Annotated in this window: 13 protein-coding genes; 9 read left to right on the forward strand and 4 right to left on the reverse strand. The window is 70.7% G+C overall.

What is annotated here, in order from left to right; all coding sequences use genetic code 11:
- Positions 1–22: 22 nt before the first annotated feature.
- Positions 23–1,024 (forward strand): non-homologous end joining protein Ku, encoded by a 1,002-nt coding sequence (gene ku / locus ACN4JJ_RS00775; protein WP_440707998.1) that lies wholly within the window; start codon positions 23–25, stop codon positions 1,022–1,024.
- On the opposite strand, the gene ACN4JJ_RS00780 is transcribed toward ku, so the two are convergent.
- Positions 1,021–1,608, reverse strand: coding sequence for a TetR/AcrR family transcriptional regulator (locus tag ACN4JJ_RS00780; RefSeq protein ID WP_440707999.1), 588 nt, complete (start codon positions 1,606–1,608; stop codon positions 1,021–1,023). The two genes, ku and ACN4JJ_RS00780, sit on opposite strands and share 4 nt — an antisense overlap.
- Positions 1,609–1,686: 78 nt before the next feature.
- Here ACN4JJ_RS00780 and ACN4JJ_RS00785 point away from each other — a divergent pair, with 78 nt between their 5' ends.
- Positions 1,687–2,826, forward strand: a complete 1,140-nt coding sequence (locus ACN4JJ_RS00785; protein ID WP_440708000.1) for a zinc-binding alcohol dehydrogenase family protein — start codon at positions 1,687–1,689, stop codon at positions 2,824–2,826.
- Positions 2,827–2,853: 27 nt separating this feature from the next.
- Here ACN4JJ_RS00785 and hutH read toward each other — a convergent pair whose 3' ends face one another.
- Positions 2,854–4,443: a histidine ammonia-lyase gene (gene hutH, locus ACN4JJ_RS00790; RefSeq protein WP_440708001.1), complete on the reverse strand. Its 1,590-nt coding sequence runs from the start codon at positions 4,441–4,443 to the stop codon at positions 2,854–2,856.
- 86 nt (positions 4,444–4,529) lie between these two features.
- On the opposite strand from hutH, the gene ACN4JJ_RS00795 reads away from it, so the two are divergent.
- The 5 genes from ACN4JJ_RS00795 (at position 4,530) to ACN4JJ_RS00815 (ending at position 9,591) form a co-directional block, all read left to right on the forward strand.
- Positions 4,530–5,360: an IclR family transcriptional regulator gene (locus ACN4JJ_RS00795; RefSeq protein ID WP_440708002.1), complete on the forward strand. Its 831-nt coding sequence runs from the start codon at positions 4,530–4,532 to the stop codon at positions 5,358–5,360.
- Positions 5,361–5,440: 80 nt separating this feature from the next.
- The gene (locus ACN4JJ_RS00800; RefSeq protein WP_440708003.1) at positions 5,441–6,823 is read left to right on the forward strand and encodes an LLM class flavin-dependent oxidoreductase; all 1,383 of its coding nucleotides are present in this window, start codon (positions 5,441–5,443) and stop codon (positions 6,821–6,823) included.
- Positions 6,820–7,878, forward strand: a complete 1,059-nt coding sequence (locus ACN4JJ_RS00805; protein WP_440708004.1) for a methionine ABC transporter ATP-binding protein — start codon at positions 6,820–6,822, stop codon at positions 7,876–7,878. Before ACN4JJ_RS00800 ends, ACN4JJ_RS00805 begins: the two co-directional genes overlap by 4 nt.
- Positions 7,875–8,642, forward strand: coding sequence for a methionine ABC transporter permease (locus tag ACN4JJ_RS00810; protein WP_440708005.1), 768 nt, complete (start codon positions 7,875–7,877; stop codon positions 8,640–8,642). Before ACN4JJ_RS00805 ends, ACN4JJ_RS00810 begins: the two co-directional genes overlap by 4 nt.
- A 34-nt stretch (positions 8,643–8,676) precedes the next feature.
- Entirely contained in the window at positions 8,677–9,591 is a 915-nt protein-coding gene (locus ACN4JJ_RS00815) for a MetQ/NlpA family ABC transporter substrate-binding protein (protein ID WP_440708006.1), read from the forward strand.
- Here ACN4JJ_RS00815 and ACN4JJ_RS00820 read toward each other — a convergent pair.
- Together ACN4JJ_RS00820 and ACN4JJ_RS00825 are read right to left on the reverse strand one after the other, a co-directional pair.
- Positions 9,585–10,532: a DMT family transporter gene (locus ACN4JJ_RS00820; protein ID WP_440708007.1), complete on the reverse strand. Its 948-nt coding sequence runs from the start codon at positions 10,530–10,532 to the stop codon at positions 9,585–9,587. The two genes, ACN4JJ_RS00815 and ACN4JJ_RS00820, sit on opposite strands and share 7 nt — an antisense overlap.
- A gap of 78 nt (positions 10,533–10,610) precedes the next feature.
- Positions 10,611–11,915: an alpha/beta hydrolase gene (locus ACN4JJ_RS00825; RefSeq protein WP_440708008.1), complete on the reverse strand. Its 1,305-nt coding sequence runs from the start codon at positions 11,913–11,915 to the stop codon at positions 10,611–10,613.
- A 173-nt stretch (positions 11,916–12,088) separates the two neighbouring features.
- Between ACN4JJ_RS00825 and ACN4JJ_RS00830 the strand changes: the two genes are divergently transcribed.
- Both ACN4JJ_RS00830 and ACN4JJ_RS00835 read left to right on the forward strand, forming a co-directional pair.
- Entirely contained in the window at positions 12,089–13,471 is a 1,383-nt protein-coding gene (locus ACN4JJ_RS00830; protein ID WP_440708009.1) for a glycine--tRNA ligase, read from the forward strand.
- 157 nt (positions 13,472–13,628) lie between these two features.
- Positions 13,629–15,149 carry an L-serine ammonia-lyase gene (locus tag ACN4JJ_RS00835; protein ID WP_440708010.1) on the forward strand — a complete coding sequence of 507 codons (1,521 nt, stop codon included), beginning with the start codon at positions 13,629–13,631 and terminating at the stop codon, positions 15,147–15,149.
- Positions 15,150–15,154: the final 5 nt, after the last annotated feature.

Here is a 15,154-nt window from a genome sequence, read left to right on the forward strand (position 1 = left end):
TCCGCGCGCGGTTGAATGGGGCATGCGATCCATCTGGAAAGGCGCGATCACCTTCGGGCTCGTCAACGTGCCCGTGAAGGTCTACGGCGCCACGGAGGACCACGACATCTCCCTGCACCAGGTGCACGAGAAAGACGGCGGGCGCATCCGCTACCAGCGCCGGTGCGAGATCGACGGCGACATCGTCGACTACCAGGACATCGCGCGCGCCTACGACGACGGCGAGCGGACGGTCATCCTGAGCAAGGAGGATCTGGCATCGCTGCCCGAGGAGCGCAGTCGCGAGATCGAGGTGGTGGAGTTCGTGCCGAGCGAGCAGATCGACCCGATCATGCTCGACAAGAGCTACTACCTCGAACCCGACTCGAAGTCGCCGAAGGCCTACGCGCTGCTGCGCAAGACGCTCGAGACCACCGACCGCACCGCGATCGTGCACTACGCGCTCCGGCAGAAGACGAGGCTCGGCGCGCTGCGCGTGCGCGGTGACGTGCTGGTGCTGCAGGCGCTGCTCTGGGACGACGAGGTGCGCGAGGCATCCTTCCCCGCCCTCGACGAGCCGGTGCGGGTCTCCTCGCAGGAGCTCGAGATGGCGCTCTCGCTGGTCGACCAGTTCGCCACCGACTTCGCCCCCGAGAAGTTCAGCGACGACTACCAGGAGCAGTTGCGCACCCTGATCGAGGCGAAGCTCGAGCAGGGCGACACCGTCGACACCGACGAGACCTTCGGCCGCGAGCCCGGCGAGGGCGAGGGCGGCGGCGAGGTGCTCGACCTGATGGAGGCGCTGCGGCGCTCCGTCGACAAGAGCAAGGGCGGCGGGTCGGGATCGGGCTCCTCGGCATCGAAGTCGAAGGCGTCGAAGAAGGATGACGACGAGGACGACGCGGGCGGGGTGACCTCCAAGGTCAAGGAACCGTCCGCGCCGGCGAAGAAGCCCGCCGCCAGGAAGCCGGCGGCGAAGAAGGCTCCGGCCGCCAAGTCGACGGCCTCGAAGGCCCCGGCGAAGAAGGCCACGAAGGCTTCTTAGCGCCCTCGGCCGCCGCCGGCCCCTTCCTCCATGACCGCTCGGACCTCACCCCAGACGGCCAGGAGGGTCTTTTCGAGGTCGGTGTCCGGTGCATCGTCCAGCCATCGCGCGACCGCCAGATCGAAGCAGGTGACGGCAATGGCCGCCAGCGCGCGGGCCTGTGGCTGAGCCACACCTCTGTCGACCAGGGATTCCTCGATGGCGAGACCGAGGTGGCGGCTCCGGAGGAGGTCGCGTTCCTGCAGGGCGGGCTCGCTGCGGATGATGGCCTGCCGCCGGGCGATCTGCCGGCGCCAGCCCTGGAGGCCGCGGCACGCCGCGGTCAGGCCCAGCTGCACCGTGGCCACGGGAGTGCTCTCCGCCGGCACGGCCCGGAGGAAGTCACGCACCGTCTGCGGGAACTCCCGGTCGCGCAGGAACAGCGAGTCGCGCTTGTCGGCGAAGTGCCGGAAGAACGTGCGCGTCGTCAAGCCGGCCCTGGCCGCGATCTGCGGCACGGTGGTGTCGGTGAAACCGTGCTCCTCGAACGAGTCCAGCGCCGCCGCCTCGAGACGGAGCGCCGCATCAGGAGACCATCTGGGCATGGAGCAATGATGACACGTCGTGCCGTGACGTGTACAGTGACGACACGACGTGTCATAACGTGGAGAGACGGAGCCATCATGGTGAACAACAGCGCAGCGTGGATCGATGCGCCGTACGCGGACCTGACCGTTCGGGACGCGCCGATGCCGACGGCGAAACCGGCGCAACTCGTGATCGAGGTCCGAGCGGTGGCGGTGAACCCCCTGGACGCGATCATCCAGTCCAACGGACGGGTGATGTACGGATGGCTGCCCTACCCCGTCGTGCTCGGCGAAGACGTCGCGGGGATCGTGGTCGAGGCCGGAGCGGGTGTGGCGGGATTCGCCGTGGGCGACCGGGTGGTGGCCTACGCGATCGGTCTGGAGAAGGGGCGCGACGCGGTCACGGAGAGCGGCTTCCAGAACTACGTGGCGGTCGACGCTGCACTGGCCTCGCCGCTGCCGCCCGGGACGGCGTTCGAGGCGGCCGCGGTGCTGCCGCTCGCGCTCACGACGGCGGCCGCCGGCTTGTTCGAGGCCCGGCAGCTCGGCTTGGACCACGGCCGGCTGGGGCACGCCGAGCCACGGGACGAGATCGTGGTGATCTGGGGCGGCGCCACATCCGTCGGCGGCAACGCCATCCAGCTCGCCCGCGCCGCCGGGTACCGCGTGATCACCACGGCCTCGGCCCGGAACCACGACCGGATGCGTCGCCTGGGAGCAGAATCGGTGTTCGACTACCACGCCCCCGATGTCGTCGATCAGGTCGTGCGAGCGGTGGCCGGGGCGCCGGTCGCCGGTGTCCTCGCCCTCGCGGTCGGCTCGGGAGTCCCGAGCGTGAAGATCGCGCGCGCCACCGGCGCGAAGAAGGTGGCCATGGCGAGCCCGCCGGTGTCGTTCTACGACCAGCCGCGCCGGTCGGGGTTCTCCGTCGAACGCACCGGACTGTTCGTGCGGCTCGGAATCCGTTCGGCGCTCCTACAGCTGCGCAGTCTCGTCAGCGGGGTGCGAGCATCGTTCATCTGGGGCAGCGCCATCGCGACCTCGCCCGTCGGACCGGCCGTGTGGGGCTCGTACCTTCCCGAGGCGCTCGCCGCCGGCACCCACCGGCTTTACCCCGAACCGCGCGTCATCCCGGGCGGCCTGCCCGCGGTTCAGGGCGCGCTCGATGCGCTGCGCGACGGCGTCTCCTCGACGAAGCTCGTCGTCTCCCTCGCCCCGGAGGCGCCGGGCCCGTGACCGGCGAGGCGCTCGAGCGTCTTCGGCTCAGTCGAGTGCGCCGATCCGCGACTCCGCAGCGCCCGCCAGCGCCCGGCTCTGCACGAGCGCCACGCTCGCCTCGATCTCGGGGGAGAGGTGCCGGTCGGGCCCCGGTCCGGCCACGTCGGCGCGCAGTCGCTCGAGCACCGCTCCCGTAGCCGGCGCAGGCCGCAGTGGCGCTCGCAGGTCGAGCGCCCGGCCCGCCGTCATCGCCTCGATCGCGATCACGCGCGCGAGCCCGTCGATCGCCGAGCGCAGCTTGCGGGCGGCGTGCCAGCCCATCGACACGTGGTCCTCCTGCATCGCCGACGAGGGGATGGAGTCGACGGATGCCGGCACCGCCAGCCGCTTCAGGTTCGACACGATCCCGGCGGCGGTGTACTGCGCGATCATCAGTCCGCTGTCGACGCCGGCGTCGTGCGCGAGGAACGCCGGCAGGCCGTGGTTGCGGGCCCGGTCGAGCATCCGGTCGGTGCGGCGCTCCGCCATGCTCGCCACATCGGCGGTCGCGATCGCCAGGAAGTCGAGCACGTAGCCGACCGGGGCCCCGTGGAAGTTGCCGTTCGACTCGACGCGCCCGTCGGGCAGCACCACCGGGTTGTCGACGGCCGAGCGCAGCTCGCGACCGGCGATCGTCCGCGCGTGCGACACCGTGTCGCGGGCCGCACCGTGCACCTGCGGTGCGCAGCGCAGGGAGTACGCATCCTGAACCACCGTGTGCTCGGGCCCCTTGTGGCTCGCCACGATCGGCGACCCCTCCAGCAGCCGGCGCAGGTTGGCCGCGCTCTGCGCCTGCCCCTCCTGGGGTCGGAGCGCGGCCAGATCGGCGGCGAAGGCGGCATCCGTTCCCAGTAGCGCCTCCACCGACATCGCGGCCGACACGTCGGCGGTTCGCAGCAGCAGGTCGAGGTCGTGCAGGGCCAGGCACAGCATGCCGAGCATGCCGTCGGTGCCGTTGATGAGCGCAAGACCCTCCTTCTCGGCCAGCAGCACCGGGGCGAGGCCGGCCGCCTCGAGGGCCGATGCCGCAGGCAGCTCGTCGCCCGCGGCATCCCGCACCCGGCCCTCACCCATCAGCGCGAGGGCGCACTGGGCCAGTGGCGAGAGGTCGCCCGAGCAGCCGAGCGAGCCGTACTCCTGCACGATCGGGGTGATGCCGGCGTTCAGCAGGGCGGCGTAGCTCTGCAGGGTCGACGGGCGGATGCCGGTGCGGCCGGTCGCGAGCGTCGAGATGCGCAGCAGCATCAGTGCGCGCACGACCTCGCGCTCGACCTCGGGCCCGGATCCGGCGGCGTGCGAGCGAACGAGGCTCTGCTGCAGCCGGATGCGCTGCTCGGGTTCGATGAACGTGGTCGCCAGTGCGCCGAACCCGGTCGAGACGCCGTAGTGCGGCGCGCGGTCGTCGGCCAGGGCGTCGATCACCGCGCGACTGCGGGCGACCTCCTCGAGAGCAGCAGGGTCGATCGTGATGCGGGCGCCGCCCCGGGCCACCGCGACGACCTCGTCGACCGAGACGGGCCCCTCGCCGACGACGACCGCTGCGAGCTCGGGTTCGGCGGTGGTGGCGGTGGTGATTTCAGAGGTGGATTCAGGCATGCACCCATGCAATCTCCCGTGCGTGTGCCTGGACCGGCCCGCCCGAGCGTTACTGTCTCGTATACGAGACGGATGGCAGGGGTGAGATGGACGACGAACCGAGCGATGCGACGACGCACGCCGCCGCGGTTCCGGCCTCCACCGACGAGGTGCCCGCCGCGCGGCGCACCCTGCAGGTGCTGCGGTTCCTCTCCGCGCAGCGCGGGCCGGTCGCCGCCTCCACGATCGCCACCGCGCTGGGACTCCCGCGCTCCAGCACCTACAAGATCCTCGCGGTGCTCGAGGAGGAGGGCTTCGTACTCCACCTCCCCGAGGCGCGCCGCTTCGGGCTCGGCGTCTCGGCCTTCGAGCTGAGCTCGGGCTACTCCCGCCAGACCCCGCTGGCCCGCCTGGGCGCACCCCTGCTGGCCGCCCTCGTCGACCGCATCGGTGAGAGCGCCCACCTCGCGATCCTGCACGGCCGCGACGTGCTCTACCTCGTCGACGAGCGCGCGCCGCACCGCCCGGCGCTGGTCACCGAGGTGGGCGTGCGCCTGCCCAGCCACCTCACGGCGAGCGGCCGCGCGATGCTCGCGGCTCTTCCCCCGAAGCAGCTGCGGGCGCTGTTCCCCGACCGCACCGCCTTCGCGCACCGCACCGACGTCGGCCCCCACTCGGGCCCCCAGGACTACGGATCGCTGAAGCGCCTGCTCGAGAACGTGCGCCGCCGCGGTTACGCCGAGGAGGACGGCGACGTGGTGGAGGGTCTCGTCTCGGTCTCGGTCGCCGTGCTCGACCACACCGGCTGGCCCGCCGCCGCGATCGCGGTGACCTCCCCGGCCGACGCGGTCGCCGTCGATCACTGGCCCGCCATCGCCCACGAGATCGCCACCTCGGCCCGCGAACTCGGCCGCCGCATCCGCGGTGCTCCCGGGTGAGCGACGTCTCCGGAGGGAATATACGTCGCACTACGTCATAAGCGGGTTCCGCTGAGCCGGTAGCGGGAATCATGACGGGCGTGACCAAGCAGATCCGATTCAACGCCTTCGACATGAACTGCGTCGCCCATCAGTCCTCCGGCATGTGGCGCCACCCCGACGACCAGTCATGGCGGTACAAAGAGCTCTCGTACTGGACGAGCCTCGCCAAGCTGCTCGAGCGCGGCGCGTTCGACGGCATCTTCATCGCCGACGTGCTCGGCACCTACGACGTGTACGGCGGCTCGAACGAGGCCGCCATCCGGCACGGCGCCCAGGTGCCCGTGAACGACCCGATCCTGCTGATCTCGGCGATGGCCGCCGTGACCGAGAACCTCGGCTTCGGCGTGACCGCGGGAACCGCCTACGAGCATCCCTACCCCTTCGCCCGGCGGATGTCGACGCTCGACCACCTCACCGGCGGTCGCGTGGGGTGGAACGTCGTGACCGGCTACCTGCCGAGCGCCGCCCGCAACATGGGGCACGACGACCAGCTCGAGCACGACGAGCGCTACGACGTGGCGGACGAGTACCTCGAGGTGCTCTACAAGCTCTGGGAGGGCTCGTGGGAGGACGACGCCGTCATCCGCGACCGCGAGTCGGGCGTGTTCACCGACCCGGCCAAGGTGCACGAGATCGGCCACTACGGCAAGCACTACACGGTGCCCGGCATCCACCTCGCCGAGCCGTCGCCGCAGCGCACCCCGGTGATCTACCAGGCCGGTGCCAGCCCGCGCGGCATCGCCTTCGCCGCCGGGAACGCCGAGGCGATCTTCGTGGCCGCACCGACCAAGACGGTGCTGAAGGGCGTGGTGAAGAACATCCGCGACGCCCTCGAAGAGGCCGGGCGCGACCGCTACTCGGCGAGGATCTACACGCTGATCACGATCATCACCGACGAGACCACCGAGAAGGCCCACGCCAAGCACGCCGACTACCTCAGCTATGCCAGCGAGGAGGGCGCCCTGGTGTTCATGTCGGGCTGGATGGGCGTCGACCTCTCGCAGTACGACCTCGACGAGCCGATCGGCAACGTGAAGAGCAACGCCATCCAGTCGGCGGTCTCGAACTTCCAGGCCGCGAACGACGACGGCGGCGAGTGGAAGGTGCGCGACATCGCCAAGCTGGGCGCGATCGGCGGTCTCGGTCCGTTCATCGTCGGATCGCCCAGCGAGATCGCGGACGACCTGCAGGCCTGGGTCGAGGAGACGGATGTGGACGGCTTCAACCTGGCCTACGCCATCACGCCCGGCACCTTCGAAGACGTGGTGGAGTTCATCATCCCCGAGCTGCGCCGCCGCGGCGCCTACCCCGAGGGCTACGCGCCCGGCACCCTGCGCAACAAGCTGCACGGCCGCGGCGACCGCCTGCCCGCGGAGCACCACGGTGCCCGCTTCACCCTCGGCGAGGCGATCACGACATGATCGCCCTCGAGCAGCTCACCAAGGTCTACGGCCACGGTGCCGACGCGACCGTGGTGCTCGACCACCTCGACTTCCGCGTCGACGCCGCCGAGATCTTCGCGGTGGTCGGGCCGAGCGGTGCCGGCAAGAGCACCCTCGCGGCCTGCGTGAACCTGCTGGAACGCCCCACCTCCGGCTCCGTCGTGGTGAACGGCGAGGTTCTCTCCGATCTCTCCGAGGCCGAGCTCCAGGTGGCCCGGCGCCGGATCGGCACGATCTTCCAGTCCGACGGCCTGTTCGCCCGCCGTACCGCCGCGCAGAACGTGGCTCTGCCGCTGCAGTACCTCGGCGTCACCGCCGCCGAGACCAGGCGCCGCGTCGCCGAGCTGCTCGACCGGGTCGGACTGGCGGATCGGGCCGGCCACTATCCGCACCAGCTCTCCGGCGGCCAGCGCCAGCGCGTCGGCATCGCCCGCGCGCTCGCCCTGAAGCCCTCCGTGCTGCTCTCCGACGAAGCCACCTCGGGCCTGGACCCGCAGTCGACCGAGGCGATCGTGTCGCTGCTGAAAGAGCTGCGCGACGACCTGGGCCTGTCGATCCTGTTCATCACGCACGAGATGGACACCGTTCTGAAGGTGGCCGACTCGGTCGCGCGCCTCGACCACGGTCACATCGTCGAGTCGGGCCGCATCGTCGACCTGCTCCAGGATCCGGCCTCCGATCTCGGCCGCGCACTCCGCCCGTGGCGGGCGCACACCGAGCCCGAGACCGGGGAGACCGCCTGGCAGCTCGCCTACGCTGCGAAAGCGGTACCGACCGACTGGATCACGCGGCTCTCCGATCGCCTCGGCGTGCCCGTCTCGCTTCTCGGCGCCTCGATCGAGACGATCAACGGCGCCACCGTCGGCCACGCGACCGTGGGCCTGCCGGCGATCGACCCGCAGCGGGTCGTCGTCGCCGCCGAAGAACTGGGGCTCGCAGCGGCGCGGGCGAGCGCCGGCGCAGGTGCGAGCGCAGGTGCGGACGCAGGCGCGGGCGCGAGTGACGAGGCCGACGAGCTGGAGCGGGTCGCGTGAGCGCGCTCGCGGGGTTCGGCGTTCTCGCCAACCAGACCGTGCCGCTGAACGAGATCCCGGCGCTGGTGTTCCCCGCCCTCGGCGAGACGCTCATCATGGTGGGCATCACCATGGCCATCGTCGTGGTCGTGGGCATCCCGCTCGGCTCGATCATCTTCAATCTCGCGCCGTGCGGCCTGTTCGAGAACCGCTCGCTGCACACCGTGCTCAGCTGGGTGATCAGCATCGGGCGATCGCTGCCGTTCCTGATCCTGATGGCCGCGATCATCCCGTTCACCCGCTTCGTGACGGGCACGAACATCGGCATCCCGGCCGCCGTCGTGCCGATGTCGATCGCGGGCATCGCGTTCTTCACCCGGATCGTCGAGAACTCGCTGCGGAGCATCCCGCCCTCCTACGCCCGGGTGGCCAAGGCATCCGGCGCCTCGAACCTGCAGGTCATCCGCATCGCGCAGCTGAACGAGGCGGTGCCCTCGATCATCGGCGGCCTCACCATCAACACCATCGCGATGATCGAGTACTCGGCCATCGCGGGCACGATCGGCGCCGGAGGCATCGGCTACGTCGCCGTGACCTACGGCTACCAGCGCTTCGACAACACGGTGATGGGCGTGACGATCGTCATCCTGGTCGCCACCGTCGCCGCGGTGCAGCTGATCGGCGACCGGCTCGTGCGCTTCACCACGCCGCAGCTGCGCACCTCCAGCCGCGCCGCCTCCCGGCGCGCCACCACCCTCCGCACCAAGACCGCCGTCCAGGCGTAAACCACCCCCACCCACCGAAAGGCACAGCACAGCCATGTCCGCATCCACCCCTCCTCCCTCCTCCTCGCCCGAGACCGACCACGGCTTCGAGCTGAAGAAGCGCCGCCGCTGGCCCTGGATCGTGGGCGGCGCGGTCGTGGTGATCGGCGTCGCCACCGCCATCACGATCCCGCTGGTGAGCCCCTCCACCTCGGCCAACGAGGTCGAGGGTGCCACCCTCACCGTCGTCACGGCCGAGGGCAACGCGGCCGAAGAGGCGCTGGTGGAGTTCGTGGCCGAGGAGGTCGCTCCCAAGTACGGCATCAAGGTCGAGTTCCGCGGCCTCTCCGACAGCACCACGCTGAACAGCGCGGTCAGCTCGGGCGAGGTGGCCGGCACCATCTACCAGCACAAGCTCTGGCTGAGCCAGGTTCTCGAGGCCAACCCCGACTTCAAGGAGACGGCGGCGACGCCCGTCTTCCGCTGGGGCTTCGGACTGTGGTCGCAGAAGTACACCGACGTCTCGCAGATTCCGGATGGCGGCACGGTCTCGCTCTACTCCGACCCGGCCAACGAGGCGCAGGGCCTGCAGATCCTCGAGAACGCCGGCCTGATCACGCTGAAGGACGGCATCGACAAGTCGTACGCGACTCAGGACGACATCGCCGAGAATCCGAAGAACCTGCAGTTCGTGCTGCTGGACTTCGCCGCTCAGTCGCGCGCGCTGCCCGACCTCGACGCGGCCGTCGGCTACACCGAGTACTACCTCGCCGCCGGCATCCCGATCGAGCAGCAGATCTTCGCCCCCACCGCGCCCGACGACTTCGCCGGCCAGCTCACCGTGGGCACCGACTACCTCGACACCCCGAACATCAAGAACCTCATCGCCGCGTTCCAAGACCCGGCCGTGCAGGAGTTCCTGGCGACCGACCCGACGGGGAAGGGCATCCTGCTGCCGCTGGATCAGTGAGGTTCGGGGGACGCCTCCACCGCGTCCTTGTTCTGCGCGGCCGAGAGCAGGAAGACGCCGGCCACCGCCACCGCACCGGCCAGCACGAACGCGATCACCGCCCAGATCGGGGCGCCCGCGGCCTCGCCGAGGATCGTGATGCCGAGCGCGACCGCCACCACGGGGTCGATCACGGTGAGCCCTGCCACCACGAGCTCGGGGTTGTTCGACGCGTGCGCCACCTGCACGAAGTAGACCGAGAGCCCGCCGGCCACCAGGATGCCCAGCACGCAGAACAGCGTGAGCACGGTCGCGGCGTCGAAGTGGAACTCCGTGCTCAGCACCGTCTGCACGCGCAGGATGACGGTCTTGCCGAGCGTCGCCACGAAACCCGTGAGCAGCCCGCCGGCGAGAACGTAGACCATCGGATGCACCGGACGATCGCGCACCCGGGAGAGCACGAACACCCCGCCCAGCAGCACCAGCACCACGGCGAGCACGATCAGGATGGCGACCAGCTGCGTCTCCTGGATCGGATGCTGTTCGGCCACGATCGCCGCCACCGTGACGAACACGCCCACCCCGACGATGCTCACCAGGATGGCGCGCGCCACCCTCCGCGAGGGCCGGTGCCGGGTGAGGATCGCCGTCAGCAGCGCCGCGAACACGAGCGCGGTGACGCCGACGGGCTGCACCACGATCAGCGGCGCGAGCGAGAGGCTGGCCAGCTGCACGATGATCGACAGGGCGAACGCGAGGCTGCCGAGCAGCCAGATGCGGTTGCGCAGGAGGCGCGTGAACTGCCGGGCGCCGAGCGCCGCATCCGCCCCCGAGCGCGCCTGCACCTTCGCCACCCCGCGTGACTGCAGCTCGTTGCCGATCGCCAGCAGGGCGGCGGCGAGGATGGCCAGCCCGATGCCGGCCAGCGGCAGGTTGGTGATGGAGATCTCGTTCGGCGTCATCTTTGGTGGCCTGTCATCCGAGGTGTCCTGTCATCCCGCGCGTCCCCATGGCATGAAAGCTACCCGATGTGGGCCGATTCAGCCCGTCGATGCGAGCCCCCAGCGCGGATAGAGCAGAGGGAAGGCGTGATCGAAGCCGTAGGCGATGGTGTCGACGTCGTGCCCGGTGCCGGGGGAGATGAACAGCGAGGTGCGCATGCCCGCGGCCGCGGCCGCCGCCGAGACGCTGCGGGAGGCGGAGAGGAAGGGCTCGTCCTCGGTTCCGTCGGCGAAGATCGCGACCGTGTCGGGAAAAGGCGCTCCGGCGGCCAGCATCGCACCGGCCTGCGCATTGTCGTAGGCCGTGGCGTCGCCGCCGAAGCCCTCGTCGATCGTCTCCTCGGGGCTGCCGAGGTCGGGGCCGAGCTCGCCGGCGATGTCGATCACGTTCCCCCAGAGCCCGGGGAACGCGGCGGCGAAGCGGATGGCGCAACCCCCGCCGTTCGAGAAGCCCGCGATCGTCCAGTCCGCCGGGCCCGGCAGCACGTCGAAGGTCTTCTCGATGTAAGCGGGCACGTCGACGTTGACGTAGGTCTGCGCGTTCCCCTCGTAGCCGTCGATGCAGAGCGGATTGTCGTCGCCGTCCCCGCCTAGCTGGTCGACCGACACCACGATCGGCGCGAGCCCGCCGTGCTCGGCGGCGAAGGCATCCAGGCTCGCGCCGATGTCGGAGACGTCGGGCGCTCCCGGCTGGCCGCTCATGAACACCACCACGGGCAGCGCCGGCGCATTCGGCAGCTGCGCGGCGGGAGGGAGGTAGACGATCGCGTCGCGGGCGGGGAAGCCCGAGGCGGTGGCCGGGATGGTCACCGTGCCCTCGGTGCCGGCGGTGGGCATGCCGGGCGGGGCGGTCCAGGATGCCGCGAGTGCGCCGGGCGGGTTCGTGGAGTGCGGCGCGAGCGACGAGACGTTCAGCGGCTGCTCGACGGGCATGTCCAGCAGGTCGCCGACGTTCTTCGCGATGCCGGAGGCCGAGGCGATGCCGAGCGCGCCGCAGAGCGCGAACACGGCGATCGCGAGCACGGCCACGAGCTTGCGCCACCACCGGGAGAGCCACAGGTTCGCGATCGCGAGGCCGACGGCCGCCCCGGTCGCGGCGATCCACAGGCGCACGTCCCGCTCCATCGGCGCGTCGAAGACGTCGAGCACGTCTTGCAGCAGCCAGGTGGCGGCGAGGGCCAGCAGCGCGCCGCCGAGCAGGGCGAGCGGAGCGGTGAGCAGCCAGCGACGGGTGGGGCGGCGGATGACGAGCACCAGCACGAGGGCGACGGCGATCAGGCGGATGGCCCAGATCACGGGGCCGTGGTCGATACGGACGGCGAGCAGCCAGGTGGGCGCGTCCATTCCCCTCCTGCTCCGTGCGGGCCGGTGTCGACCGGGTCTGCCGCCATCCTCACACCGGCCGGCTGAAGGGCGTCTGAGCACCGACCACGTCTGAGCGCTTCGGCCCGCCCCGGTAGAGTTGTGGCTGATCCCGCACGAGCAGCCGGCCGCGCGGAACAACCGGAGATCACACCATGCCTGCATCCCGTCTCGATTCCGTCATCGCCCTGGCCAAACGCCGCGGCTTCGTCTTCCCGACGGGAGAGATCTACGGCGGCACCAGGTCGGCGTGGGACTACGGGCCCCTCGGCGTGGAGCTCAAAGAGAACATCAAGCGCCAGTGGTGGAAGGCGATGGTGCAGTCCCGCGACAACGTCGTCGGGCTCGACTCCGCCGTCATCCTGCCGCGCACCGTGTGGGAGGCCTCCGGCCACGTCGAGGTCTTCAGCGACCCGCTGGTGGAGTCGCTGCACACGCACAAGCGCTACCGTGCCGACCACCTGCTCGAGCAGTACGAGGAGAAGCACGGGCATCCGCCGGTCAACGGGCTCGCCGACATCCGCGACCCCGAGACCGGCCAGCCCGGTTCGTGGACCGAGCCGCGCCAGTTCTCTGGGCTGCTCAAGACCTACCTCGGCGTCGTCGACGACGAGTCGGGACTGGCGTACCTGCGCCCCGAGACCGCGCAGGGCATCTTCGTCGACTTCAACGCGGTGCTGAACAGCTCGCGGCAGAAGCCGCCGTTCGGCATCGGCCAGATCGGCAAGAGCTTCCGCAACGAGATCACACCCGGCAACTTCATCTTCCGCACCCGCGAGTTCGAGCAGATGGAGATGGAGTTCTTCGTGAAGCCCGGTGAAGACGAACAGTGGCACCAGTACTGGATCGACGAGCGCTTCAACTGGTACATCGACCTCGGCATCGACCCCGAGAACCTGCGCCTCTACGAGCACCCCGCCGAGAAGCTCTCGCACTACTCCAAGCGCACCGTCGACATCGAGTACAAGTTCGGGTTCACCGGATCGGCCTTCGGCGAGCTCGAGGGCGTGGCGAACCGCGGCGACTTCGACCTCACCACCCACTCCAAGGCCTCCGGCACCGACCTGTCGTACTTCGACCAGACCACCAACGAGCGCTGGACGCCGTACGTGATCGAGCCCGCGGCCGGCCTCACCCGCTCGCTGATGGCCTTCCTGGTCGACGCGTTCCACGAAGACGAGGCGCCCAACACCAAGGGCGGCGTCGACAAGCGCACCGTGCTGAAGCTCGACCCGCGCCTGTCGCCGGTCAAGGCCGCCGTGCTGCCGCTGTCGCGGAACGAGGCGCTCTCGCCGCTGGCCAAGAAGCTGGCCGCCGACCTGCGCAAGAACTGGAACGTCGACTTCGACGACGCCGGCGCCATCGGCCGCCGCTACCGCCGGCAGGACGAGATCGGCACCCCGTTCTGCATCACGGTCGACTTCGACTCCCTCGAAGACAACGCGGTCACGGTGCGCGAGCGCGACTCCATGGCCCAGGAGCGCATCTCGCTCGACCGCCTCACCGGCTACCTCGCCGAGAAGCTCGTCGGCGCCTAGCCCGCCCCGTCACGTCCCCCCTCGCGACCTCCTCGCGACCCGTCGATTTTGGCCCTGAATCTCGATTTTCAGGGCCGAAATCGACGGATCGCGAGGAGTTCTTGCGTGTGCGGGCGGATGCCCGGGGCAGCGGATGCGCGCGAGTTAGGTTGGTGGGATGACGTCGTCGTCCCACCCTGCCGCGCTCACCTCCGCCGTCGACGACGGAGTCGGCTCGGGCACCCACCGGGCTGCGGGCGGCGAGCGGATCGCGGGCGTGTTCGAGCTGTTCTCGATCGGGATCGGGCCCTCCAGTTCGCACACCGTGGGGCCGATGCGGGCGGCACGCGAGTTCGCCCTGGAATGCGCGGCGGCGCATCCGGATGCCGCACCCGACGCGCTGAGCGTCGACGTGTTCGGCTCGCTGGCCGCCACCGGCAAGGGGCACAACACCTTCGGCGCCGTTCTGCTGGGCCTGGAACGCGGCGAACCCGAGACCATCGATCCGGAGGCGGGGCGGATGCGCGTGGCCGAGATCGAGGCCGGCGCGCCCCTGCGGCTGGCCGGCTCGGCAGCGGCCGGCATCCGGTTCGGCACCGTCGACATCGCGAAGCATCCGCTGGTCGTGCGCGGCCGCTTCGCCAACGAGATCGCCTTCTCGGCGCGCTTCGGCGACACCGTGCACGCGGCGACCTTCTTCTCGATCGGCGGCGGCTTCATCCTGCGCGAGGGCGCCGACCAGTCGCCCGCCGCTGTGCCATCAGCGGTCGAGCCGCCCGCCACGGCGCAGCCCGCCGCGGTGTCACCCGCGGGCGGGCGGACGGCGCTGCATCCGTTCGCGTCGGGCGCCGAGCTGCTCGCGGTGTGCCGGGAGAGCGGGCTGAGCGTGGCCGAGGTCGTGCTCGCGAACGAAGCGGCGCGGCATCCGGAGGGCGCCGACGGGGTGCGCGAGGGCCTGCACCGCATCTGGTCGGTGATGCGCGAGTGCATCGAGGCCGGGCTGTCGGCCGAGGGCGAGCTGCCGGGCGGGCTGCGGGTTCCGCGGCGCGCGGCCCGGCTGGCGCAGGCGCTCGCGGCCGACGGGGCCGGGAACTCGCCCGAGTGGGCCACGATCGCGGCGATGGCCGTCAACGAAGAGAACGCCGCGGGAAACCGCGTGGTGACCGCCCCGACCAACGGTGCCGCGGGCATCGTGCCGGCCGTGCTCTATCACGCCCTCGGTCGCCGCCATCCGGGGGCCTTCGAGTCGGCGGAGGCCCTCCGCGATGTCGAGATCTACCTGCTCACGGCCGCGGCCATCGGGGGCATCATCAAGCAGCGCGCCTCCATCTCCGGTGCGGACGTCGGCTGCCAGGGCGAGGTCGGATCCGCCTCGGCGATGGCCGCCGCTGGACTCGCCGCACTTCTTGACGCGAACCCCGCCCAGGTCGAGAACGCGGCCGAGGTCGCGATGGAGCACCACCTCGGCCTCACCTGCGACCCGATCGGCGGGCTCGTGCAGATCCCGTGCATCGAGCGCAACGGCGTGGCCGCGGTCACCGCCATCACGGCGGCCAAGCTCGCGGTCAGCGGCGACGGCGCCCACCACGTGAGCTTCGACCAGGTGGTGGAGACGATGCGCCAGACCGGCGCCGACATGAGCGACAAGTACCGCGAGACCTCCCGCGGAGGCCTCGCCGTCAACGTTCCGGAGTGCTGAGCAGG

The sequence above is a fragment of the Herbiconiux dendrobii genome (assembly GCF_052048175.1).
GTDB lineage: Bacteria > Actinomycetota > Actinomycetes > Actinomycetales > Microbacteriaceae > Herbiconiux.

Excerpts from the sequence above, each read along its gene's own strand:
- ACN4JJ_RS00820 (WP_440708007.1), bottom strand. The coding sequence starts at position 10,532 with ATGACGCCGAACGAGATCTCCATCACCAACCTGCCGCTGGCCGGCATC.
- ACN4JJ_RS00780 (WP_440707999.1), bottom strand. The coding sequence starts at position 1,608 with ATGCCCAGATGGTCTCCTGATGCGGCGCTCCGTCTCGAGGCGGCGGCG.
- ACN4JJ_RS00825 (WP_440708008.1), bottom strand. The coding sequence starts at position 11,915 with ATGGACGCGCCCACCTGGCTGCTCGCCGTCCGTATCGACCACGGCCCC.
- ACN4JJ_RS00785 (WP_440708000.1), top strand. The coding sequence starts at position 1,687 with ATGGTGAACAACAGCGCAGCGTGGATCGATGCGCCGTACGCGGACCTG.
- ACN4JJ_RS00830 (WP_440708009.1), top strand. The coding sequence starts at position 12,089 with ATGCCTGCATCCCGTCTCGATTCCGTCATCGCCCTGGCCAAACGCCGC.
- ACN4JJ_RS00795 (WP_440708002.1), top strand. The coding sequence starts at position 4,530 with ATGGACGACGAACCGAGCGATGCGACGACGCACGCCGCCGCGGTTCCG.
- ACN4JJ_RS00835 (WP_440708010.1), top strand. The coding sequence starts at position 13,629 with ATGACGTCGTCGTCCCACCCTGCCGCGCTCACCTCCGCCGTCGACGAC.
- ACN4JJ_RS00815 (WP_440708006.1), top strand. The coding sequence starts at position 8,677 with ATGTCCGCATCCACCCCTCCTCCCTCCTCCTCGCCCGAGACCGACCAC.
- ACN4JJ_RS00805 (WP_440708004.1), top strand. The coding sequence starts at position 6,820 with ATGATCGCCCTCGAGCAGCTCACCAAGGTCTACGGCCACGGTGCCGAC.
- ku (WP_440707998.1), top strand. The coding sequence starts at position 23 with ATGCGATCCATCTGGAAAGGCGCGATCACCTTCGGGCTCGTCAACGTG.
- hutH (WP_440708001.1), bottom strand. The coding sequence starts at position 4,443 with ATGCCTGAATCCACCTCTGAAATCACCACCGCCACCACCGCCGAACCC.